The organism is Cupriavidus sp. 2KB_3 (assembly GCF_052115685.1).
Classification (GTDB): domain Bacteria; phylum Pseudomonadota; class Gammaproteobacteria; order Burkholderiales; family Burkholderiaceae; genus Cupriavidus; species Cupriavidus campinensis.
Genome location: NZ_JBFRHD010000023.1, coordinates 72,871 through 94,557 on the forward strand (window position 1 = coordinate 72,871; position 21,687 = coordinate 94,557).

General features: G+C 67.0%; 18 protein-coding genes. 7 read left to right on the forward strand and 11 right to left on the reverse strand.

Going from position 1 to position 21,687, the window contains the following annotated elements; genetic code table 11:
- Nucleotides 1–3: 3 nt before the first annotated feature.
- The 7 genes from AB4120_RS22760 to AB4120_RS22790 form a co-directional block, all read right to left on the reverse strand.
- Nucleotides 4–693 carry an RBBP9/YdeN family alpha/beta hydrolase gene (locus AB4120_RS22760; RefSeq protein ID WP_149135789.1) on the reverse strand — a complete coding sequence of 230 codons (690 nt, stop codon included), beginning with the start codon at nt 691–693 and terminating at the stop codon, nt 4–6.
- A complete protein-coding gene (locus AB4120_RS22765; protein ID WP_149135788.1) occupies nt 690–1,544 on the reverse strand; it encodes an EAL domain-containing protein in 855 nt (284 codons plus the stop codon). The genes AB4120_RS22760 and AB4120_RS22765 overlap by 4 nt, the downstream gene beginning before the upstream one ends.
- Nucleotides 1,545–1,590: 46 nt before the next feature.
- On the reverse strand, nt 1,591–2,511 hold the full coding sequence (locus AB4120_RS22770; protein ID WP_441642896.1) for an ATP-binding cassette domain-containing protein: 921 nt from the start codon (nt 2,509–2,511) through the stop codon (nt 1,591–1,593).
- A 31-nt stretch (nt 2,512–2,542) separates the two neighbouring features.
- Nucleotides 2,543–3,337 carry an aliphatic sulfonate ABC transporter permease SsuC gene (ssuC, locus tag AB4120_RS22775; RefSeq protein WP_441642885.1) on the reverse strand — a complete coding sequence of 265 codons (795 nt, stop codon included), beginning with the start codon at nt 3,335–3,337 and terminating at the stop codon, nt 2,543–2,545.
- Between the two features lie 19 nt (nt 3,338–3,356).
- Entirely contained in the window at nt 3,357–4,520 is a 1,164-nt protein-coding gene (gene ssuD, locus AB4120_RS22780) for an FMNH2-dependent alkanesulfonate monooxygenase (protein WP_149135786.1), read from the reverse strand.
- A gap of 43 nt (nt 4,521–4,563) precedes the next feature.
- Complete coding sequence (locus AB4120_RS22785; protein WP_441642886.1) at nt 4,564–5,604, reverse strand: sulfonate ABC transporter substrate-binding protein; 1,041 nt, start codon at nt 5,602–5,604, stop codon at nt 4,564–4,566.
- A gap of 294 nt (nt 5,605–5,898) precedes the next feature.
- The gene (locus AB4120_RS22790; protein ID WP_441642887.1) at nt 5,899–6,903 is read right to left on the reverse strand and encodes a sulfate ABC transporter substrate-binding protein; all 1,005 of its coding nucleotides are present in this window, start codon (nt 6,901–6,903) and stop codon (nt 5,899–5,901) included.
- 567 nt (nt 6,904–7,470) lie between these two features.
- Here AB4120_RS22790 and AB4120_RS22795 point away from each other — a divergent pair.
- The 7 genes from AB4120_RS22795 to AB4120_RS22825 all read left to right on the forward strand — a co-directional run bounded on the left by AB4120_RS22795 (nt 7,471) and on the right by AB4120_RS22825 (nt 15,590).
- Nucleotides 7,471–10,668: a YadA-like family protein gene (locus AB4120_RS22795; RefSeq protein ID WP_441642888.1), complete on the forward strand. Its 3,198-nt coding sequence runs from the start codon at nt 7,471–7,473 to the stop codon at nt 10,666–10,668.
- Between the two features lie 152 nt (nt 10,669–10,820).
- Nucleotides 10,821–11,741 (forward strand): LysR family transcriptional regulator, encoded by a 921-nt coding sequence (locus AB4120_RS22800; RefSeq protein ID WP_149135781.1) that lies wholly within the window; start codon nt 10,821–10,823, stop codon nt 11,739–11,741.
- 83 nt (nt 11,742–11,824) lie between these two features.
- On the forward strand, nt 11,825–12,802 hold the full coding sequence (locus AB4120_RS22805; RefSeq protein WP_441642889.1) for a Bug family tripartite tricarboxylate transporter substrate binding protein: 978 nt from the start codon (nt 11,825–11,827) through the stop codon (nt 12,800–12,802).
- Nucleotides 12,803–12,873: 71 nt separating this feature from the next.
- Entirely contained in the window at nt 12,874–14,109 is a 1,236-nt protein-coding gene (locus AB4120_RS22810; protein ID WP_441642890.1) for a CaiB/BaiF CoA transferase family protein, read from the forward strand.
- Entirely contained in the window at nt 14,106–14,906 is an 801-nt protein-coding gene (locus AB4120_RS22815; protein WP_441642891.1) for an enoyl-CoA hydratase/isomerase family protein, read from the forward strand. The genes AB4120_RS22810 and AB4120_RS22815 overlap by 4 nt, the downstream gene beginning before the upstream one ends.
- Before the next feature lie 79 nt (nt 14,907–14,985).
- Nucleotides 14,986–15,258, forward strand: a complete 273-nt coding sequence (locus AB4120_RS22820; RefSeq protein WP_149135778.1) for a type II toxin-antitoxin system Phd/YefM family antitoxin — start codon at nt 14,986–14,988, stop codon at nt 15,256–15,258.
- Nucleotides 15,255–15,590 (forward strand): type II toxin-antitoxin system RelE/ParE family toxin, encoded by a 336-nt coding sequence (locus tag AB4120_RS22825; RefSeq protein ID WP_149135777.1) that lies wholly within the window; start codon nt 15,255–15,257, stop codon nt 15,588–15,590. The genes AB4120_RS22820 and AB4120_RS22825 overlap by 4 nt, the downstream gene beginning before the upstream one ends.
- Nucleotides 15,591–15,658: 68 nt before the next feature.
- Here AB4120_RS22825 and clpB read toward each other — a convergent pair whose 3' ends face one another.
- The 4 genes from clpB to AB4120_RS22845 all read right to left on the reverse strand — a co-directional run bounded on the left by clpB (nt 15,659) and on the right by AB4120_RS22845 (nt 21,453).
- Entirely contained in the window at nt 15,659–18,247 is a 2,589-nt protein-coding gene (gene clpB / locus AB4120_RS22830) for an ATP-dependent chaperone ClpB (protein ID WP_441642892.1), read from the reverse strand.
- Nucleotides 18,248–18,343: 96 nt separating this feature from the next.
- Complete coding sequence (locus AB4120_RS22835; RefSeq protein ID WP_149135775.1) at nt 18,344–18,634, reverse strand: hypothetical protein; 291 nt, start codon at nt 18,632–18,634, stop codon at nt 18,344–18,346.
- Nucleotides 18,631–19,113, reverse strand: a complete 483-nt coding sequence (locus tag AB4120_RS22840; protein WP_149135774.1) for a DUF2778 domain-containing protein — start codon at nt 19,111–19,113, stop codon at nt 18,631–18,633. Before AB4120_RS22840 ends, AB4120_RS22835 begins: the two co-directional genes overlap by 4 nt.
- 165 nt (nt 19,114–19,278) lie before the next feature.
- Nucleotides 19,279–21,453, reverse strand: a complete 2,175-nt coding sequence (locus AB4120_RS22845; protein ID WP_441642893.1) for a 3-hydroxybutyrate oligomer hydrolase family protein — start codon at nt 21,451–21,453, stop codon at nt 19,279–19,281.
- Nucleotides 21,454–21,687: the final 234 nt, after the last annotated feature.

The window sequence follows — 21,687 nt, forward strand, 5'->3', positions numbered from 1 at the left end:
GTTTTAAATATAAGGGACGGTCGGACCGACCTCGGCAGAGGCTTCCCAGGTGTCCGATCCGTCACCTGAAGCCAAAATCCGTCCATCGGACTCGATTCTTTGCAGCAATGTGGCGAGCAAGGCCTGCCCTTCTGGCCACTCGCCCAGCCCCGAATCGGCATTGATGTGGCCGAGGTGGCCGGCATCGATCAGTTCGCTCCCCCACAACGTGCCCCAGCTGAAGGCGGTGCGCTGGTGCATCCACGGATCGTTGCGGCTGGCCACCAGAATGGTCGGAAACGGCAGCCGGGAGGTCGGCAGCAGCGAAGCCACGCCGAACTTGTCCGGATCGGCCGGCGCCACCAGCAGCACGCCGGCCACGCCGGCCGGGTCCAGCACGGCCTGGCGCAGCGTGGCCAGGCATCCAAAACTGTGCGCCACAAGCACCGCCCCGCGCGGCGCCACGCGCTGGGCTCGGGAGATGCCTTCCGAGACCCGTTCCGCCCAGAGCGGCAGGCTGGGCCGCCCCCAGTCATGCTGGTCGATCCGCTGCCAGTCCGGAAACTTCGCTTCCCAGCGGCTCTGCCAGTGGGCCGGCCCACTGCCATGGAGCCCGGGCACGGTCAGGATCTGCAAGCCGCGCGGCACCGCCAGGCGCGGCGCGGCCGTGCTATCCGACAACAAGGCGGACAACGAAGCGATCGATGCTGTCATGCGGGCTCCCTTTGCGCGGGGTTCGATGGATGATCCGATGCATGCAAGTGACGTGCCGACACCGGCTCCCCGGCCACCGCCACGCCCTGCCCCAGCGCGATGCCCGCGTCCTGCAGCCGCGCCACGGCCACGTCGTCCTGCACGCGCCGGCCGATCAGCGTCACGCCGGCGGTATCGGCGCTCGCACGCAGGCCGGCCAGCTGGCGGTCCGTCCAGGTGCGGCGCATGTCCAGCTTGAGCCAGTCCGGCAGCGCGTGCGCCATCAGCGCGCCGGCCTCGGCCGGGTCCGATGCCTGCAGGCTCACCTTGAAGCCATTGCGCCGGTAGTTGCCCACCACGTGCAGCAGCAGCGGCAGGTCGTCATTGGCGCTGGCCGGCACCTGGATCACGAAACGATCGATCGGCAGCCCCAAGGACTCCAGCGCACGCCGGAACGCCGCGCCATGGTCGTCCGCCACGGCGGCGAGCAGCCGGTTGTGAACATTCAGGACAAGCTGATGGGAGCCCTCGGCGGCGAAGTAGTTGATGGCGTGCACCAGCCGCGACAGGCGGTCCAGCGAGACCAGCGAGGCATCGTCCGCCGCCATCGCGAACAGCTTCCACGCCGCCAGCCCCACGCCGTCCTCGGCATAGGTGCGGATGGAGCCCTCGTGGGCCACCACCTCGCGCGCCGCCAGCGTCACCAGCGGCTCGAACGCGCTGGTCAGCGAGCAGTTGAAATACTGGCCCTGCACCTGCCCCCGGGCGTCGCGCCACAGCTCGCGCCCCGGCACCGGCACACGCGGCAGGGTGTCGAGATAGGTGGCCAGAGGGCTGGCCGACGAAGACAGGGCTTGCGTCGAAAGGGTCATGGCAACTCCGCCGGCAACGCCGGTGCGTGGATGGCCTGATGGATCATCATAGAAGCTCCTCCGCCAACGGGGCATGAAGATTCTGCGAGGTCGATACTTCCGTGGGGGTCTCTGCGGCCGGGTCCGCCTTCCGCATCACGCGGTCGAGCACCGCCGCCTCCAGTTCCGCGAACGCCGCCGCGCCGCGCTGGCGGGGCCGGGGCAGGTCCACGCGCTGGTCCAGCGCGATGCGGCCGTCCTCGATCAGCACCACGCGGTCGGCCAGGGCAATCGCCTCGGACACATCGTGCGTGACCAGCAGCGCCGTGAAGCCGAGCCGGCGCCACAGCGATTCGATCAGCCCCTGCATCTCGATGCGCGTGAGCGCGTCCAGCGCGCCGAGCGGCTCATCGAGCAACAGCAGGCGCGGATGGTGGACCAGCGCCCGCGCCAGCGCCACGCGCTGCCGCTGGCCGCCGGAGAGCCGCGCGGGCCATTCGCCGGCACGCTCGGCCAGCCCCACCTGGGCCAGCACGTTGGCCGCGTCGTCGCGGCGCGTGCGCGGCAGGCCCAGCGCCACGTTGTCCAGCACGCGCTTCCACGGCAGCAGCCGCGCGTCCTGGAACATCACGCGGATATCCTCGCGCACCGCCCGGCCCCCACGGGCGTGGGGGGCCTCGCTGCCGTCGATGTTCACGGCGCCGCCATCGGTAGCCTCCAGCCCCGCCACCAGCCGCAGCAGCGTGCTCTTGCCGCAGCCGCTGCGCCCGACGATCGCCACGAACTCGCCTGGCTGCGCCTGGAGGTCAATGCCGTGCAGCACCTCCCGGCCGTTGTAGCGCTTGACCACCTGCTCCACGCGCAGGGACACCCCCCCTGAAGGTCGGGTATCGCGGGAATCGCGGATCGCCGGGCGCGTCGGGGCACGGGCGGCCAGCCCCGCGTCGAGGTAGGCCAGCGCCGCCTGTTCCACCGGATGGGTATGCATCATCGACTCCTTGTTCGTTGTCATGCCGATATCAGGCGGACTGGTAGCCCGGATGCCAGCGCAGCCAGAAGCGCTCCAGCGCGCGCGACAGCACATCCGCCAGCTTGCCGAGCAGCGCGTAGAGCAGGATGCCCACCAGCACCACATCGGTCTGCAGGAACTCGCGCGCGTTCATCGTCATATAGCCGATACCTGACTGCGCAGAGATCGTCTCGGCAACGATCAGAATCACCCACATCAGGCCGAGCGAAAACCGCACGCCCACCAGGATGTTCGGCAGCGCGCCGGGCAGGATCACCTCGCGGTACAGCCGCCAGCCGGACAAGCCGTAGCTGCGCGCCATCTCCACCAGCCCCGGGTCCACCGCGCGGATGCCGTGATACGTGTTCAGGTACACCGGGAAGAACACGCCCAGCGCCACCAGGAACAGCTTGGCGGTCTCGTCGATGCCAAACCAGAGGATCACCAGCGGAATCAGCGCCAGCGTGGGGATGTTGCGCACCATCTGGAGCGTGCTGTCGAGCAGCGTGGCGGCGGTGCGGAAGGTGCCGGTCAGCAGCCCGAGCGCGAGGCCCAGCCCGCCGCCCACGGCCAGCCCCACCACCGCGCGCCAGGTGCTGACCCAGACATGGCGCCACAGCTCGCCGGAGACGGCCAGCGTCCATGCGGCCTCCACCACGGCCAGCGGCGCCGGCAGCACGCGGTTGGACAGCCAGCCCAGTTGCGATGCCGCCTGCCACACGCCAATCAGCAACACTGGCACGATCCACGGCGCGATGGCCTGCGCGTTGATGGTCGGCACGGCAATGCGTTTACGTTGAGACATCTTGAGACCCTCCCCCGCGCTAGCTCTGCGACGCACGCGGCACGATGCCGGTGGCCATCACTTCGCCGAACGGCCCGGACAGCACCTGCCCCGGCAGCTTCTCCCGCACGGTGCGCGGCAGCAGCGGGAACACCAGCTCGGCAAAGCGGTACGCTTCCTCGAGGTGCGGGTAGCCGGACAGCACGAAGGTGTCGATGCCCAGCGCCGCGTATTCCTCGATACGCGCCGCCACGGTCTTTGGATCGCCCACCAGTGCCGTGCCGGCCCCGCCGCGCACCAGGCCCACGCCGGCCCACAGGTTAGGACTAATCTCAAGCGCCTCGCGCGTGCGCTTGGCCCCGCCCGCGTGGAGCGCGGCCATGCGGCGCTGCCCTTCCGAATCCATCCTGGCGAACACGGCCTGCGCGCGCGCCACGGTCTCGTCGTCGAGCCGGCTGATCAGGTCCTCGGCGGCGGCCCAGGCGGCATCGTCGGTCTCGCGCACGATTACGTGCAGGCGAATGCCGAACTTGACCGTGCGGCCATGCTTCGCGGCGCGGGCGCGCACATCGGCCAGCTTCTTTGCCACGTCTGCCGGCGGCTCGCCCCAGGTCAGATAGGTATCGACCTGCTCGCCCGCCAGTTCATGCGCGGCCTCGGACGACCCGCCAAAGTACACCGGCGGATGCGGGCGCTGCACGGGCGGGTACAGCACCCGGGCGCCCTTCACGGTCAGGTGCTTGCCGCTGAAGTCGATCTGGCCGCTGTCATGGCTGGCGGCCAGCACGTCACGCCAGATGCGGATGAACTCCGCCGATGCCTCGTAGCGCGCCGCATGGTCGAGGAACAGGCCATCGCCCTCCAGCTCGGCCACATCGCCACCCGTCACCAGGTTCACCAGCAGCCGCCCGCCGGAGAGCCGGTCGAACGTGGCCGCCATGCGCGCAGCCAGCGTCGGCGTCATCAGCCCGGGCCGCACGGCCACCAGGAACTTGAGCTGGCGCGTCACGGCGGACAGCGCGGACGCCGCCACCCACGGGTCTTCGCAGGAGCGCCCGGTGGGAATCAGCACGCCTTCGTAGCCGAGCGTATCGGCGGCGACGGCAATCTGCTTCAGATAGTCGAAGCTGACCTCGCGGGCGCCTTCGGACGTGCCCAGGTAGCGGCTGTCGCCATGGGTGGGGATGAACCAAAACAGTTGCATGTCGGGCCTCGTGATTTGTCTAGATATGGGGGATCAGCGGGGATCAGCGTTGTGCCTGCTGGGTCGGCGCCTTGCCAGCCGGCGGCGTCCAGGCGGCATCGGCCACCTGGATCGGCTTGGGAATCAGCTTGAGCGCGTGGAAGGCATCGGCAATGCGCTGCTGCTCGGCCAGCACGGCGGCCGTGACCGGTTTCGCACCATAGGAAAACCTTGAAACGGCGAGGTCGAGCACGGTGGCGTCGAGGCCGGTTTCCTTCACCAGCACCGTGCTGGCGTCCTTCGGATGCTTCTCGGCCCATTGGCCCAGTTGCGCGAGTTCGTCGAGGATGGTGGTCACCACGTCCGGCCGGGCCTGCGCGTAGGGGCGCGAGGCCAGGTAGAACTGGTGATTGCTGACCACGTTCTTGCCATCCGCGCTGCGTCCGTCGATCAGTACGCGCGCGCCCAGCTGCTTCTCGGCGGCGGCCAGGAACGGGTCCCAGATCACCCAGGCGTCCACCGCGCCGCGCTCGAAGGCGGCCCGCGCATCGGCGGGCGGCAGGTAGACCGGCTGGATCTCGCTGTAGGCCACGCCGGCTGCCTCCAGCTGCTTCACCAGCAGGTAGTGCACGTTCGAACCCTTGTTCAGCGCCACGCGCTTGCCGCGCAGGTCCGCCACGGACTTCAGCGCGGAGCCCTTCGGCACCACGATGGCCTCGGCGGTCGGCGCGGGCGGCTCATTGCCGATGTAGGCCAGTTGCGCGCCGGCGGCCTGCGCGAAGATCGGCGGGGCCTCGCCCACGGTGCCGAAATCGACGGCGCCCACGTTGAGCCCCTCCAGCAGCTGCGGGCCGGCCGGGAACTCGGTCCATTTGACCGTAATGCCCTGCGGCGCAAGACGTTTCTCAAGCGTGCCGCGCGCCTTGAGCAGCGTCAGCGTGCCGTACTTCTGGTAGCCAATGCGCAGCAGCTTCGGGTTCACGGTCTGCGACTGGGCCTGTACCGGCGCGGCCAGCAGCCCGTAGGCCAGGCCGGTGGCGAGTACCAGCGCACCCGTCAGCAGGCGGCGGCGTTTAGAGAGGGAGCGAGCGATGGGCGATGTCATGCGAGTTGTCCTGGATCTGTCTATGAGAGAAATCTGAAAATGACGAGCCACGGACGACAGGCCTCCCTGCCGGCTGGCGAACAGCGGCATCGGGCAAGCGGTCTTCCGGGAATGCGGCGCGCGTCAGGCGCGGCCGCGGGGATTCAGGTCAGGCGGGACATCGCCGGGGGGCGATGCGGAACTGGCTGGCAGACATCGGGCGCTCCTTGGTGGGTCTTCCTGATGGGGTCTTCCTGATGGGGTCTTCCCGATGGGCCGGGGCAGCGCGCGCGGTGGCGCGGCCCCGTTACGGATTTACTTCCGGCCCGGCTGGTAGACCTGGTCGAACGACCCGCCATCGGCGAAGTGCGTCTTCTGGGCCTTTTGCCAGCCGCCAAATACCTCGTCGATCGTGAACAGCTTCACCTTCGGGAAGTTGGCCGCGTACTTGGCCGCCACCTTCTCGGAAATCGGCCGGTAGTAGTTCTTCGCGGCAATTTCCTGGCCCTCGTCGGTGTAGAGGAACTGGAGGTAGGCTTCGGCCGCCTTGCGGGTGCCCTTCTTGTCCACCACCTTGTCCACCACGGCTACGGGCGGCTCGGCCAGGATCGAGACCGACGGCGCGACGATATCGAACTTGTCCGGTCCCAGTTCCTTGATGGCCAGGATGGCCTCGTTCTCCCAGGCGATCAGCACGTCGCCCAGGCCGCGTTCCACAAAGGTGGTGGTGGCACCGCGCGCGCCCGAGTCGAGCACTGGCACGTTCTTGAGCAGCGCCGAGACGAACTCCTTGGCCTTGGCGTCATTGCCGCCCGGCTGGCGCAGCGCATAGCCCCACGCGGCCAGGTAGTTCCAGCGCGCGCCGCCCGAGGTCTTCGGGTTCGGGGTGATGACCTGCACGCCCGGCTTGATCAGGTCGCCCCAGTCCTTGATCTGCTTGGGATTGCCCTTGCGCACCAGGAACACGATGGTCGAGGTGTACGGCGAGGCGTTGTGCGGCAGGCGCTTCTGCCAGTCCGGCTTGAGCAAACCCTTTTCGGCGATGGCGTCGATGTCGTAGCCGAGGGCGAGGGTGACCACGTCGGCGTCCAGCCCGTCGATCACGGAGCGGGCCTGCTTGCCCGAACCGCCGTGCGACTGGCGAATCGTCACGGCATCGCCACCCTGCGCCTTCCAGGCCTTGGCGAAGGCCGCGTTCACATCCACATACAGCTCGCGCGTGGGGTCATACGATACGTTCAGCAGATTAGTGGCCGAGGCGGTCTGGGCGGCGCCGAGTGCGGAGAGTACGGCGAGGCCGATGGCCAGCTTGCGAATCATCTTGTCTTGCTCCCGTCAGGTGTCAATGGCGTGGAAACCGGCCCGGATGGCTTCCGGGCTTCTGTCAGGGTTAGAGACTACCGACGGGGTCTTCTGAACGGAACGAATGGTTTCGCCGATCCAAGCATGAAATCCGCATAAGAACGGGCAGCAATATGCACATATTCCACCCGACGGGCGCCGGGGCGGCGCCCAAAAAAGAAAGCCCGCGAAGCCGGAGAAGCATCGCGGGCCAAGTTTCCATTTCCGGAAACGGGTAGACAAGTCATGAAGAGCGCCCCCGCATCTCCATGACGGATGCCATCGTAACGACGCAGCGTCCGACTCACCTTGACCCACATCAAGCATTTGCCATGCAGTGGGCCAAACCGGCCTCCCCCTCCCTTGCCCCTTGCCCCGAACCCACGGTCCGGGAAGGCCGCACATGTCGCCTTTTTTAAGGTTTCTACGATTTATGTGAGTGCCTCTGACATCCATTATTCGCTGCATGCGGGACGCCTTCAATGCGTCGAAAAGATCTGAAGACTGCCCGGCCCCCTTAGACCTTGAAGGTAGGAAGTGAATATCATGAACAAGTCATACAAGAGTATCTGGTGCGACAAGACCGGCACCTATGTTGCGGCCTCGGAAGCCGCCAAGTCAGGCGGCCGCAGACTCAAGTCCGCAGCGGCGTTTTTGGCGATCAGCGCTTCCATCCTGTGTGCGGAAGAATCGAAAGCCGGCTCGGTGGATGGCGGCACGGCAACTGGCAGCAATGACGCGATCGCCATCGGGCCCCAGGCCACTGCAAGCGGCACGGGCGCCATTGCGCTCGGCTCCTCCGGTTCATTCGACGCCAGAACGCTTGCCAGCGGCACAGACAGCATGGCGCTCGGCAATGGTTCAATAGCCACCGGACACGCCGGCACGGCGGTTGGCGCCGATTCCAGGGCGACTGCCGCGATGACCAGCGCATTTGGCCCCAACGCCCAGGCCATCAATACGAATGCCACTGCGCTTGGCGTGCACGCCGTCGCCAGCGGCGAGAACTCCGTCGCGCTCGGCGCCTATTCCACCGCCACGCGCAACAACTCGGTGGCCGTCGGCAGTGCAAGCTTGTTGCGCACGGTCACGAACATGGCGGCCGGCACGGAAAATACCGACGCCGTCAACGTGGGCCAGTTGAGGGGCGTTACATCAAGCCTTGGCGGCGGCGCCGCCGTCAATACCGACGGCAGCATTGCCGCGCCGACCTATACCGTCGGCGGCACCACCGTCAACAACGTGGGCAGCGCCATCACCAATCTCGATGGCCGCGTGACCACTGTGGACAATCGCGTGACCAATGTCGAAGGCTCGGTTACAAACCTCACCAACAGTATCAATAGCGGCACGGTCGGCCTGGTCCGGCAGGACGCCACCACCAAGGCGATCACCGTGGCCAGCGACAAGGCTGGCACGCAGGTCGACCTGACCGGCACCGCCGGCGCCCGCCAGTTGCGTGGCGTGGCCAATGGCACGGTTGCGGCCGGCAGCCTGCACGCTGTCAACGGCGGCCAGCTCCATGGCGTCAGCAGCTCGGTTGCCACTGCGTTGGGTGGCGGGGCTGCGGTCAACAGCAATGGCACCGTGTCGGCACCGACCTATACGGTTGGCGGCACCACCGTCAACAACGTGGGCAGCGCCATCAGCGGCCTCGATGGCCGCGTGACCTCCGTGGACAATCGTGTGACAACGGTCGACGGCCGGGTGACCAACGTCGAAGGCTCGGTCACGAACCTGACCAACAGTATCAACAACGGCACGACCGGCCTGGTGCGGCAGGATGCCACCACCAAGGTGATCACCGTGGCCAGCGACAAGGCCGGCACGCAGGTCGACCTGACCGGCACCGCCGGCGCCCGCCAGTTGCGCGGCGTGGCCAATGGCACGGTTGCAGCCGACAGCCTGCACGCTGTCAACGGCGGCCAGCTCCATGGCGTGAGCAGCTCGGTTGCCACCGCGCTGGGCGGCGGCTCGGCGGTGAACAACGACGGCTCCATCTCGGCGCCCACCTACACCGTCGGCGGCACCACCGTCAACAACGTGGGCGGCGCCATCACCAATCTCGATGGGCGCGTCACCACCGTGGATAACCGGGTGACCAACATCGATGGCCGCGTGACCAACGTCGAAGGCTCGGTGACGAACCTCACCAGCAACATCAACAATGGCGCCGTCGGCCTGGTCAAGCAGGACGCCACCACCAAGGCGATCACCGTCGCCAGCGACAAGGCCGGCACGCAGGTCGACCTGACCGGCACCGCCGGCGCCCGCCAGTTGCGTGGCGTGGCCAACGGCACGGTTGCGGCCGGCAGCCTGCACGCTGTCAACGGCGGCCAGCTCCATGGCGTCAGCAGCTCGGTTGCCACCGCGCTGGGCGGCGGGGCTACGGTCAACAGCAATGGCACTGTGTCGGCACCGACCTATACGGTTGGCGGGACTACCGTCAACAACGTGGGCAGTGCCATCACCAATCTCGATGGCCGCGTCACCACGATCGACGGCCGCGTGACCAACGTCGAGGGCGACATCACGGACCTCGCCAACACGATCAACAACGGCATGGCCGGCCTCGTCAAGCAGGACGCGACGACCAAGGAGATCACCGTGGCCAAGGACAAGGACGGCTTGCTGATGGATCTGACCGGCACCGCCGGCGCCCGGCAGCTGCGTGGCGTGGCCAACGGCACGGTCGCAGCCGGCAGCCTGTTCGCCGTCAACGGCGGCCAGCTCCACGGCGTGAGCAGTTCCATTGCCACGGCACTGGGTGGCGGGTCGGCGGTCAACAACGACGGTAGCATCTCCGGGCCGACCTACACCGTCGGCGGCACCACCGTCAACAACGTGGGCGGCGCTATCACGAACCTCGACAATCGCGTGACCAATGTCGAGGGTTCGATCACCCAGATCACCAACAATATCAACAGCGGCACGATCGGCCTGGTCAAGCAGGACGCCGCAACCGGCGACATCAACGTGGCGACCGACAAGGGCGGCAAGGTGGTGAACGTGGCCGGCACGGAAGGCGCGCGCCAGCTCACTGGCGTGGCCGACGGCCTGATTGGCGCCGGCAGCACCGACGCGGTCAACGGCAGTCAGATCTTCAGCCTGACGCAACAACTGGCGAAGGGTGGCGGCGCGAGCCATTACTTCCAGGCGGATGGCAAGTCCGACGGCAGCGACGCCGCCATCGTCCGGTCGGAGAGCCGTGGCGTGGCGATCGGCAGCTACGGTGAGGCCAGCGGCAACGCCGCCGTAGCCGTGGGTGCCGATGCCAAGGCCAGCGCTGACAACAGCGTGGCGCTGGGCGCCGGCTCGGTTGCCGACCGTGCCGACACCGTCTCGGTTGGCAACGCGGATGCCGAACGCCAGATCGTCAACGTGGCCGCCGGCACGCAGGATACCGACGCCGTCAACCTCGGCCAGATGCGGAGCTACGCCAGCCAGGGAAACAGCCAGACGCTGAACCAGGCCAACGCCTACACCAACAGGCAGGTAGGTGCGGTGCGCCGCGACGCCAATGCCGGCACGGCGTCGGCGATGGCCATGGCGGGCCTGCCGCAGGCCGTCAAGCCGGGCAAGGGCATGGCGGCGCTGGGGGCATCCGCGTACAGCGGGGAATCCGCGGTCGCGCTGGGCGTATCCAAGATGTCGAGCAGCGGGAAGTGGGTCTACAAGGCCATCGTGTCCTCCAACACGCGCGGCAACTACGGCTCGACGGTCTCCGCCGGCTTCCACTGGTAAGCCACGATCTCCGAGCAGCACCAGCAAAGCCCGCCCCCTCACGGAGGCGGGCTTTTTCTTGCGCGCCGGCACGGGAAAACCGCAGTGGCCGGCGGCCCCGGATCGGCGGACAATCGATGGCTCCCCATGGCCAGTCCCCAACGCCGCCCATCGTGACGTCCCCCCTGCCCTTGCGCAGCCCCCGGCTGCATTTCGATCTCACGACCGTCCAGCTGTTCATCGCCGTGGCCGAACTCGGTGGCATCACACGGGGCGCGGAGCGCCTGCACCTGGCCCCGGCCGCGGCCTCGCGCCGCGTGCTGGAGCTCGAAGCCCAACTCGGTGTGGCGCTGTTCGAACGCCTGCCCCACGGCATGGCGCTGACCGAGGCCGGCCGCGCGCTGCTGGCCCACGCGCGCGGCATCACTCACACCGTGCAGCGCATGCAGGACGATGCGGCCTCCTTTATTGGCGGCGATCTTGGCGTGGTGCGCGTTGCTGCGCCGAAGTCAGCCGTGATCCAGTTCCTGCCTTTCGATATCCAGCGCTGTGCCGCCGCCTGCCCCGGTGTGCGCATCGACCTCCAGGAGATGAACAGCCTCGAGGTGCAGCAGTCGCTGCGGCGCGGCACCGTGGATATCGGCATCTACGAAGGCAGCCTCGGCATGATCGACCTGCCGACCGCGCCCTACCGGCATGACCGGCTGGTGCTGGTGGTGGCGCGCGACCATGCGCTGGCCGGGCACGCCCAGGTGACATCGGATGATGTGCTCGACTGCGACCTGATCGTGCTGGGCGAAGGCTCGGCCATCTCGCTCGGGCTGGAACGGCTGGCCGAGGAAGCCGGGCGGGTGCTGCGCATGCGCATGCGTGTGGGCGGCTTCGACAGCATCGCCGCGCTGGTGGCGCAGAACCTGGGCTGCGGCGTGATGCCGGAGGCCGTCGCGGCCGAGGTGGCGGGCGGCAGCCGCTTTGTGCGCCTGCCCATCGACGCCCCCTGGGCGCAGCGGCAGTTCGTGCTGTGCCATCGCCCGGCGGACGCGCTGTCCTCGGCGGGGCTGGGCGTGCTCAAGGTGCTTGCGCAAAACGCGTAACCAGAATCCCCCAAATAGCGATAGCCCACGCCGGGCGCATTGCGGATGATGGCTCCATAACGATCAAAGGATGGAGACAGGCAATGCAGCGCAGACAATTCCTACTCGGAGCCGTGGCCGGACTGGCCGTGCCGGGCCTGATGCCCAGCCTGGCGCGGGCGGCCGATGTGGCCGGCCCGGTGCGCATCGTGGTGGGCTTCGCCCCGGGCGGCGGCACCGACGTGCTGGCGCGGGTCATCGGCCAGAAGCTCGGCGCGATGTGGAACACCAGCGTGCTGGTGGAGAACAAACCCGGCGCCACCGGGGCGATTGCCGCGGCTTATGTGGCGAAACAGCCACCTGACGGCAACACGCTGCTGATGGCGCACGTCAACAGCCATGCCATCGGCCCGGCGCTGCTGGACGTCAAGTACGACCCGCGCGCCGACTTCACGCCGATTTCGATGGTCGGTGTCACCCCCAACATGCTGACCTGCCGTCCCGAGCAGAAGGTGCGTACGGTGAAGGATATCGTCGCGCTGTGCCGCCAGAAGCCGGGGCAGATCTCGTTCGGCTCGTCCGGCATCGGTTCGGCCCAGCATCTGGCGCTGGAAATGTTCCGGCTGCAGGCCAAGCTCGATGTGGTGCATGTGCCCTACAAAGGCTCCGGCCCGCTCGTGGCGGACCTGATCGGCGGCCAGATCGACTACGCGTTCGACACCATGACCGCCGCCACGCCCTTCATCCAGCAGGGCAAGGTCATCGCCATCGCCCAGACCCGGCTCAAGCGCGCGGCCAGCCATCCCAATGTGCCGACGTTGGCGGAGTCCGGCTTTCCCGGGCTGGACGCCGCGTCGTGGTACGGCCTGGTCGGGCCGAAAGGGATGTCCCCGGCGCTGGTGCAGCGCATGAACGAGGACGTCAACCGCGTGCTGCTCATGCCCGATGTGACCGAGCGGCTCAAGAGCTTCGGCGCGGAGGATTCCGGTGGCACGAGCCAGCAGTTCGGCACCTTTATCGCGTCCGAGTCCAGCAAGTGGGCCAAGGTTGTGAAGGACGCCGGCGTGAAGGCCGAAAGCTGATGGCTGCGGGACGGCGTGCCCGCGCACGCCACCCTCACCCCCCTCTCCTCCACGAATTCAGGATGCCTCCGATGACAGATCTCAGCCAACCCGGCGGCCCGGCGCCGGCCACCTCCCTGCCGCTGGCCGGCGTGCGCGTGCTCGACGTGAGCCAGGTCATGGCCGGCCCCTACGCCTGCATGCTGCTGGCCGACCTCGGCGCCGACGTGATCAAGATCGAACCGCCTGACGGCGGCGACCAGACCCGCGGCGCCATGGGTTTCAAGATGAAGGGGCCGGACAGCATGGGCTTCCTCAACATGAACCGCAACAAGCGCAGCGTGACGCTGGACCTCAAGACCGAGTCTGGCCGCGAGGTGCTCTACCGGCTGGCGGAAACCGCCGACATCCTGGTCGAGAACTACCGCCCCGGCGTGATGAAGCGGCTCGGCATCGACTATGAAACGCTGGCCAAGATCAATCCCAAGCTGGTGTACGTGAGCATCTCGGGCTTCGGCCAGAGCGGCCCGTGGGCGGGCCGGCCCGGCTTCGACCTGATGGCGCAGGCCATGTCGGGCGTGATGAGCGTGACCGGCTATCCGGGCGGGGCGCCGGTGAAGGCCGGCGTGCCCGTGGCCGATATCGGATGTGCTTTATTCGCCACTTACGGCATGCTGGCGGCCTATATCGGCGCCAAGCAGACAGGCAAGGGGCAATACGTGGATGCGTCACTGTTCGACTCCGCGCTGGCGTTCTCGGTGTGGGACACCTGCGAGTACTGGGGCACGGGGCGCGAGCCCGAGCCGCTGGGTACAGCCAACCGCATGAGCGCGCCCTACCAGGCCATGAAGGCCGCCGATGGCTACTTCGTGATGGGCGCCACCAACCAGAAGCTGTGGCAGTTGCTGTGCCAGACGCTGGACCGGCACGACCTGCTCAAGGATGAGCGCTTCGCCAGCGTGTCGCTGCGGCTGGCCAACCGGCCGGCGCTGATCGCCGAGCTGGAGCAGAGCTTCGCCAAGGCGAGTTGCGATGAATGGATCGAGCGGCTGCTCGCCGTGGGCATCCCGGCGGGGCCGATCCTGACCTACCCGCAGGCGTTCGACAGCGAGCACGGCAAGCATCGCCAGATGCGCATCGAGATCGACCATCCGATCGAGGGCAAGGTGCCCAATATCGGCTTCGCAGTGAAGATGGGCGGCACGCCCCAGCAGGTGCGGCGCCCGCCGCCGCTGCTGGGCCAGCACACCGCGGAAATCCTGGCCGAGCTGGGCCTCTCGAAGGACGAACAAGAGTCGCTGGCGACGGCCGGCGCGTTCGGATCATGAGCGCCCCGCTGCCGTCCCCGGACGGGCAGGTCACGCTGACGGTGGCGGGCGGCATCGCCACGCTCACCTTCGACCGCCCCGCCGCGCGCAACGCGATGACCTGGGCGATGTATGAGCAGTTGGCCGGGCACTGCCGCACGCTGGCCGCGCAGGGCACGGCCGGCGCCCGCGTGGTGGTGCTGCGCGGCGCCGGCGGCGAGGCGTTCGTGGCCGGCACCGACATCGCCCAGTTCCAGCAGTTTTCCAGTGGCGACGATGGCGTGGATTACGAGTCACGCATTGACGAAGGCATCCGGCTGGTCGAACAACTGCCGATGCCTACCGTGGCGGTCGTCGAAGGCTGGGCGGTGGGCGGCGGGCTTGCCATCGTCACGGCTTGCGACTTCCGCCTCGCCACGCCCAAGGCGCGCTTCGGCGTGCCGATCGCGCGCACGCTGGGCAACACGCTGTCGGCACTGAACCTGACCCGCCTGCGTGCCGCCTGGGGCCTGCAACCGGTGCGCCGCATGCTGCTGCTGGCCCAGATCCTCGACGCGGACGCCGCCCTGGCCTGCGGCTTCCTCGAAGGCGTGCACGCGCCCGAAGCGCTGGAAGCCGAAGTCGCCGCCCTGTGCGACCGCCTCGGCGCCCTGGCCCCCGTCACCCAGACCGTGGTCAAGGAAGCCCTGCGCCGCCAGACCGTGGCCGCCGTAGCGGACACCGACGACCTGGTCCGGCAGTGTTATGGCAGCGAAGACTTCCGCGAAGGGGTGGATGCGTTCGTGAACCGGCGCTCGCCGGTGTGGCGGGGAAGCTGACGCTGAAGAGAATCTTGCGGACAAGACCATATTTGGTCTATATTTGGCCCCATCAACCATGGACCGCGGGAGCCAAGCCGTGAAATTCTCCACCCAGGTCAAACCTATCAGCTACCTAAAGAGCCACGCCGCCGAGATTGTCAAAGACATCTCGGCGTCGCGCGAGCCGATGCTGATCACTCAGAACGGCGAGGCCAAGCTCGTGGTCATGGATGTGCGCACGTTTGAGGAACAGGAAGAAACCCTGGCCCTGCTAAAGCTGCTGGCGATGGGCGCCCGGGACATCGAGCGCAAGCGTTTTCGTGATGCGGAGGATGTCTTCGCCGACCTGGATGGGGACGATACCGCGTGAGGGCCGTCTTCCTTGCAGCGGCGGAAGAGGATCTGCACGAACTGCGCCGCTACATCGTCCGGCGCTTCGGCAAGGCAAGCTGGCAGGAGACCTTGCAGGGCATCAAGGACTCCGTTCGCTCGATCCAGACCTTTCCTGAAGGCGGCGCCATCCCTGAGGAACTGGCGGACCTGGGCCTCCGGCAGTACCGGCAGGTCATTTCTGGCATGAACCGAATCCTCTACGAGGTCAGGGCCGACGTGCTGTACATCCACATCGTCTGCGACGTACGCCGCGACATGCGCACCTTCCTTTCCCGCAGGCTTCTGCGAGCCGTTCCAGAAGGCAACTAGATGCGAAAAGCCGCCCGGAGGGTATCCCCTCCGGGCGGCTTTTCTGTACCAGCAGGTTAGCCGGCCGCTCAGTCCACCATCTTCCCGAACGTGAACTCGCCGTCGGCGTAGTCCACCGGCACCACGTCCTTGGCGGCGAACTTGCCTTCGAGGATGGCGCGGGCCACCGGGTTCTCGATCTGCTGCTGGATCGCGCGCTTCAGCGGCCGGGCGCCGAACACCGGGTCGTAGCCTGCGCTGGCAATCTTCTCCAGCGCCGCCTCGGTCACGTCCAGCGTCATGTCCATGCGTGCCAGGCGCGCCTGCAGCCGTTGCAGCTGGATGCGGGCGATGGACTCGATGTGCTGCTGGTCCAGCGCGTGGAACACCACCACTTCGTCGATCCGGTTCAGGAACTCGGGCCGGAAATGCGTGCGCACCTCCTGCCAGACCGCACCCTTCACCACGTCCTGCGGCTCGCCGGACATCGACTGGATCAGGTGCGAGCCCAGGTTGCTGGTCATCACGATCACCGTGTTCTTGAAATCGACCGTACGGCCCTGGCCGTCGGTCAGGCGACCATCGTCCAGCACCTGCAGCAGCACGTTGAACACGTCCGGGTGCGCCTTCTCGACTTCATCGAGCAGGATCACCGCGTACGGCTTGCGGCGCACCGCCTCGGTCAGGTAGCCGCCTTCCTCGTAGCCGACATAGCCCGGGGGTGCGCCGATCAGCCGGCTCACGCTGTGCTTCTCCATGAATTCGCTCATGTCGATGCGGATCAGGTGGTCCTCCGAGTCGAACAGGAACTCGGCCAGCGCCTTGCACAGCTCGGTCTTGCCGACGCCGGTCGGCCCCAGGAACAGGAACGAGCCATAGGGCTTGTTCTCGTCCGCCAGGCCGGCGCGCGAGCGGCGGATGGCGTCGGACACCAGCCGCACGGCCTCGTCCTGGCCCACCACGCGGGCGTGGAGCCGGTCTTCCATCTTCAGCAGCTTGTCGCGCTCGCCCTGCATCATCTTGGCGACCGGAATCCCGGTGGCGCGGCTGACCACCTCGGCGATTTCCTCGGCACCCACCTGCGTGCGCAGCAGCTTGTTCGGCTGCTTCTGCTCGCTGGCCTCTGCCTTGGTCGCCGCCTGCAGCTTGCCTTCCAGTTCCGGCAGCTTGCCGTACTGGAGTTCCGCCACCTTGTCGAGCTTGCCCTCGCGCTGCAGCCGGGTGATCTCGAGCTTGATCTTCTCGATCTCCTCCTTCAGCGCGGCCGCGCCCTGGGCGGCGCCCTTCTCGGCGCGCCAGATCTCGTCCAGGTCGGCATATTCCTTCCCGAGCCGCTCGATTTCCTGTTCGATCAGCTCCAGCCGCTTGCGCGACGCCTCGTCGCTCTCCTTCTTCACGGCTTCGCGCTCGATCTTGAGCTGGATCGTGCGGCGCTCGAGCTTGTCCATCGACTCCGGCTTGGAGTCGATCTCCATCTTGATGCGCGCGCCGGCCTCGTCGATCAGGTCGATGGCCTTGTCCGGCAGGAAGCGGTCCGTGATGTAGCGGTGCGAGAGTTCCGCCGCCGCGACGATGGCCGGGTCGGTGATCTCCACGCCGTGGTGCAGTTCGTACTTTTCCTGCAGGCCGCGCAGGATGGCGATGGTCGCCTCCACGCTCGGCTCTTCCACCAGCACCTTCTGGAAGCGGCGCTCCAGTGCGGCGTCCTTCTCGATGTACTTGCGGTACTCGTTGAGCGTGGTCGCGCCGATGCAGTGCAGCTCGCCGCGCGCCAGCGCCGGCTTGAGCATGTTGCCGGCATCGATGGCGCCCTCGGCCTTGCCCGCGCCGACCATGGTGTGGATTTCGTCGATGAAGACGATGGTCTGGCCTTCGTCCTTGGCCACGTCGTTCAGCACGGCCTTGAGCCGCTCCTCGAACTCGCCGCGATACTTGGCGCCAGCCAGCAGGCCGGCCATGTCGAGCACCAGCACGCGCTTGTTCTTGAGCGTCTCGGGCACCTCGCCGTTGACGATGCGCTGGGCCAGCCCTTCGACGATGGCGGTCTTGCCCACGCCCGGCTCGCCAATCAACACCGGATTGTTCTTGGTACGGCGCTGCAGGATCTGGATGGCGCGGCGGATTTCGTCGTCACGGCCGATCACCGGGTCGAGCTTGCCCGCGCGGGCGCGCTCGGTCAGGTCAACGGTGTATTTCTTGAGCGCCTCGCGCTGCGATTCGGCATCGGCACTCTGCACCGTGTCGCCGCCCCGCACGGCCTGGATGGCCGCCTCGAGCGACTTGCGCGACAGCCCATGCTCGCGCGCGATGCGGCCGCCCTCGCCCTTGTCGTCGGCCACGGCAAGCAGGAACAGCTCGCTGGCAATGAACTGGTCATTGCGCTTGATGGCTTCCTTCTCGGTGGCGTTGAGCAGGTTGTTGAGGTCGCGGCCCACCTGGACCTCGTTGGTGCCCTGCACCTGCGGCAGCCGCTTGATGGCGGCGTCCAGCGCGGTCTGCAAGCCGCTGACGTTCACGCCGGCCCGCGCCAGCAACGTGCGCGCGGCGCCATCGTTCTGCGCCAGCAGCGCGCGCAGCAGGTGCACCGGTTCGATGTACTGGTTGTCATGCCCCAGCGCCAGGCTCTGCGCGTCAGCAAGCGCCTCCTGGAACCGGGTGGTGAATTTATCGAGTCGCATTCGGATCCCTCTCTCTCTAGGAAAGTGTGTCCTGTTGCGCGGGATGGCCCGGCCCGGACACGTTACTTCGGAAAGATAGGGCTTTGACTTGACATTTCAAGGCTGACGGGCAGATTTTGAGCGGTGGCGCCAAAGCCATATGGCGACCGCAGTGACCACCAGCGTCGTCAGAAACGAGGGAAGCCAATACAACAACGCTTCGAAGTTGTATCCGTCCTCAGCGGGATCGAAACGCCGGTAATGGTCGAACAACCACTGTCCGAGCCACGGAGGAATAGAAATGACCTCCGAGTAATCCAGCCACTTGGCAGTCAGGTACAGAGGAAAAAGCACAAGCCACGCGGCCAGCAACACGACTTTGACAAGTGCCTTTAAGACCGCCGTCACGGCGTGGACCTCTTGACCGTGAGTCTGCCGTAGCAGGCAATATCCGTGTTGGGAATCCGGCAGACAGTCGATGCTTTGAGCAAAGCCCTCAGGCGGTCAAAATCGGTGTGGCAGTTGACAGCAATGCAACCTTCACTGATGCCTTGCGAACCGTTAGGGTGGAGGCGAAACTCCCCGCGCTCCACTTCGGCACAGAATCGCGAGACATCGTCCACTCTTCCATCCGCGGCGAAGAGGGCGAACCACCTGCGCCTGTCGGTCGAAAACGGATTTTGCTCCCGAAACCATCTCAAACGCCCGCCAGAGGGCCGGTCTAACACGTAATAAGTGCCAGGCGTGATCGGACCGGAGTTCTTGCGACAGGCGGCAAGATAACTATTGATGTCCCCATCTCGTCCCGAGAATGCCGGCACATCGAGTACGCCGGCCCGAAGCCGACTCATGGGCCGGTCGTTGAGATAAAACGTCAGATCGATCATGACTCGATGCGCCTTTGTGAAAAGAGCATCGAGGTTGGCTTAGGGGCGCGCCCGCCCCCATAGGACCTGTTCGAAGCTGCCCGTCAAACTGACGCAGATCAGAACGCTCCCATCGAGGTGGCGAGCATCTCGATGGGAAACGTTGCGCTTAAAGCACTTACAGGACTAGTTCGGCACGTTAACCGTCGATCCGCTCACCGAAATCACATCCCCCGCAGCCGGGGTGGCGGCAATCGGGGGGACGTTGGCGGGCAGGATCTGCGGTGCCGGTACGGCGGTGCCGCCGCGCGGCGTGGTGCGCACCACCTGGGACGGCGGCAGCGTGGTGCCGCTGCGCAGGTTGGCGTACACGGCGTCCAGCGCCCGGTTCAGGTACACGTGCAGCGGGATGAAGGTGTTGGCGTAGCCGGGCAGCACGTCGATGAAGGCGTCGAAGTGCTGGCCGTTGGTCACCTCTATATAAGAGAGCTTGCTGGCGGTGCCCTCCGCCACCTTGTTCAGCCCCAGGTAGGGCCGCGAGGTGTGGTTGACCGGCAGCAGGCCGTCGCTGCGGCCATGCACGATCATCGCCGGCTTGCCGCGCAGGTTGCCGGTGCGCAGCGTCTGGCCGATGCCCGCCTGGAGCGCGGCGCTGTTGGTCAGCAGGTCGCGCAGGCAGTTGGCGCCGGGCAGGTTGGCGTCCTGAGTGCCGTCAGCATTGATCGAGACGAAGTCGCGGATCGCGCCACCTTGGGCGCTCTCGTTCATTAGCGTGATCCCCGTGGTCGGCGTCGCCCCCGTGCTCGGCGGCACACCGTTGCCGTTGGCGAAGGTTAGGGCCAATGTGTTGGGCGGGATGGTCACAGGGGTGGGAGTGCCGCCGCCCGGCGAGGCGAACGTGTAGCCGCACAGCTTGTCGGTCACGCTGGCACGCGAGTAGGAGTTGGCGTACGTCACCGAGATCGAACTAGCCACTTCGAGCGATGAAAGCGATGCATGAAGCACATCCGACTCTGGCTCCCAGCCGGCGGCGTGCAACCGGTCCAAGGCATCACTGGACTGGGTGATGAGATCCGCGCCCACCAACTGGCCACCGCTCACCAGCGACGTACATCGATTGCCACCCTGTAGCGCCGGGCTGGTCGTAAACGGTGCCGGTAGAGTTTTTTGTCCCGCGCAGAGCGAGAACAGATTCGCCGTGGTGGTGTAGTCGTACAGGTGCCGGCCCGATGACCCTACCGTCACGCCGCCGCGTTTCACCGTGATGGCCGGCACGGCGGGCATGTTCACGTTCGGCTCGCCCACGGCCACGCCGTCGATCAGGCCGTTCGTATCCTGCTCCGCTGCCGCGATGGCCGCGCCGCCGCCGTTGGAGACGGCCGAGGCAATGACCAGGATCTTGTCCTTGCCGATGGATGCCTGCCGCACCCCGTCCGACCCCACGGTGCCGAACTTGTCGTTGATCGCCCAGACGGCGAATTCGATGGCCTGGAGCGTGTTCAGGCCCCAGTTGGCTTCCGGATTCTGCTTCGAGTGGGCATGCTTGTAGGCCAGCCGGTGCGGATTGGCGGTGGTGAAGTCCGCCAGCGACTGCGCGCCCGGCTGCGCCGCGAACTGGGCCAGCTTGCCGGCGCCGGTACGGGCCTGGCGGGTGCCGTTGATCAGCGGCACGGTGTCCGAGTCGAGGTCGTGCGGCGCCGCGCCGGTGCCCTTGTCGGTGTAGGCCACGGCACAGCCACGCTTGAGGCCCCATTCGCCGACCGAAATCCCGCCGTAGATGCCGCGCGAGCCCGACGAGGTAGCCGAAATCAGGCACGGATTGGCGGGATCGAAATTGGTCGGGATCTGCGCCATGACCGTTACATTCTGCTGGCCGCTGCCATCGTCGGCAAAAGCGATGTACTCGGTGCCGGGCACCTTGCCCTGGCTGGCCGTGACGTTGCCCTGGGCATCGACGTTCGGCCCGTACAGCGAGCCGTAGCCGCCCAGCGGGTTGGTATCGACGATGGCGCGGTAGTTATTGAAGATGGCGATGCGGCGCAGCTCGGCCGCCGTGGGCGCGGCGGGATCGGCCGGCACCGGCGCGGTGGCCGTGGCGATCAGGCCGTCCTTGCCGAGCCCGGCGGTCAGCAGGTCGTCGGTATTGCCGTCGTAGTTCTGCACGCCGATGGTGCCCACTACGAAGGTCGGCCGGTTGTTCGGGTTCTGCGTCGTGGGGCCGCCCCCGCCTCCGCCGTTATTGTTGTCGCCGCCCCCGCCGCAGGCGCCAATCAGCAGCACCGCCACGGCGGCGGCGATGGCAGTCTGGCATCGTGGATCGACTAGTAGTTTTCCTGCGCGCGTTGCAAGGCTGTGCGTCATGGGGTGTCTCCTGTTATGTATGCCGGCGGGGCCGGATCGGTAAAACAGAAACAAAACCAACGAACCGCAAACTGCAGACCGCAAATGCAATACGACGAGGGGCGCCGAGGTGCGACGGGGGGCGATCGGGAACACGCCCGCGCGGAGCGCCGTATGCGTCCCTCCCGGGACATAGTAGACGGTTCAGGCGTTTGGATGCGAGCAGGCAGTCAGTCGAATGCCAGCTATAGCGCC

Coding starts and splice junctions, on each gene's coding strand:
- AB4120_RS22760 (WP_149135789.1), bottom strand. CDS start 693: ATGACAGCATCGATCGCTTCGTTGTCCGCCTTGTTGTCGGATAGCACG.
- AB4120_RS22765 (WP_149135788.1), bottom strand. CDS start 1,544: ATGACCCTTTCGACGCAAGCCCTGTCTTCGTCGGCCAGCCCTCTGGCC.
- AB4120_RS22770 (WP_441642896.1), bottom strand. CDS start 2,511: ATGCATACCCATCCGGTGGAACAGGCGGCGCTGGCCTACCTCGACGCG.
- ssuC (WP_441642885.1), bottom strand. CDS start 3,337: ATGTCTCAACGTAAACGCATTGCCGTGCCGACCATCAACGCGCAGGCC.
- ssuD (WP_149135786.1), bottom strand. CDS start 4,520: ATGCAACTGTTTTGGTTCATCCCCACCCATGGCGACAGCCGCTACCTG.
- AB4120_RS22785 (WP_441642886.1), bottom strand. CDS start 5,604: ATGACATCGCCCATCGCTCGCTCCCTCTCTAAACGCCGCCGCCTGCTG.
- AB4120_RS22790 (WP_441642887.1), bottom strand. CDS start 6,903: ATGATTCGCAAGCTGGCCATCGGCCTCGCCGTACTCTCCGCACTCGGC.
- AB4120_RS22795 (WP_441642888.1), top strand. CDS start 7,471: ATGAACAAGTCATACAAGAGTATCTGGTGCGACAAGACCGGCACCTAT.
- AB4120_RS22805 (WP_441642889.1), top strand. CDS start 11,825: ATGCAGCGCAGACAATTCCTACTCGGAGCCGTGGCCGGACTGGCCGTG.
- AB4120_RS22810 (WP_441642890.1), top strand. CDS start 12,874: ATGACAGATCTCAGCCAACCCGGCGGCCCGGCGCCGGCCACCTCCCTG.
- AB4120_RS22815 (WP_441642891.1), top strand. CDS start 14,106: ATGAGCGCCCCGCTGCCGTCCCCGGACGGGCAGGTCACGCTGACGGTG.
- clpB (WP_441642892.1), bottom strand. CDS start 18,247: ATGCGACTCGATAAATTCACCACCCGGTTCCAGGAGGCGCTTGCTGAC.
- AB4120_RS22840 (WP_149135774.1), bottom strand. CDS start 19,113: ATGATCGATCTGACGTTTTATCTCAACGACCGGCCCATGAGTCGGCTT.
- AB4120_RS22845 (WP_441642893.1), bottom strand. CDS start 21,453: ATGACGCACAGCCTTGCAACGCGCGCAGGAAAACTACTAGTCGATCCA.